The organism is Citrobacter sp. wls757 (assembly GCF_005280935.1).
Classification (GTDB): domain Bacteria; phylum Pseudomonadota; class Gammaproteobacteria; order Enterobacterales; family Enterobacteriaceae; genus Citrobacter; species Citrobacter portucalensis.
The window spans coordinates 517,416-518,066 of record NZ_SZWU01000060.1 but is presented as its reverse complement, the minus strand read 5'-3'; the positions used below and the strand labels follow the sequence as shown (position 1 = coordinate 518,066).

Below are 651 nucleotides of genomic sequence, written 5' to 3'. Positions count from 1 at the left end.
CGCGTCTTTTTGCATGATGGTGATCCTGTTTAGCCGATTAATTTTCGCAGGGTGGTGCTTTTCGTACGCTTTGAACCTGGGAGACGCGTTTTTTCAGGCTGACGATAGCCAGCGCAACAACAATCAGCACAATACCGCAGCCTTCAACAACGCCAGGCTCTTCACCCAGCAACCACCAGGAAAACAGAACGCCACAGACAGGTACCGCCAGCGTACTTAAGCTGGCAATACTGGCTGGTAAGTTACGCAACACAAACAGCCATAAACTCCATGCCAGCGCCGTCGCCAGCACGGCGCTATAAGCTAATGCCCAGAAAACGACAGGTTGCCAGTCTGGAGCTCGCTGTGGAACCAGCCAGGCCACCAGGCTCATCACCAGCGCGGCATACAGCATCTGCCATGCGGTCAACGCTAACAGATCGATATTCGGATGGCGGGTATACATTCGCTTGGCGACAATCGCGCTGGCCCCCCAACTGATCCCAGAAAGGATCGCCAGTAGCGCGCTCTGCATTGAGGCAAAGTTCAGTTGCCATGGCTGTAAAACCAGCAATAATCCCGCTGCCGCCACGGTAATGGCGAAATACTGTAAACGCCGCATGCGTTCACCGAGGAAAATGGCGGCCATAATCACCACCCAGAATGGCATGG

Annotated in this window: 1 protein-coding gene; it reads right to left on the bottom strand. The window is 54.4% G+C overall.

All coding sequences use genetic code 11. The annotated features are described in order from the left end of the window. Positions 1-37: 37 nt before the first annotated feature. The coding region (locus FDW94_RS24440) for a DMT family transporter (RefSeq protein ID WP_249358593.1) at positions 38-651 on the bottom strand (614 nt) is incomplete at its 5' end.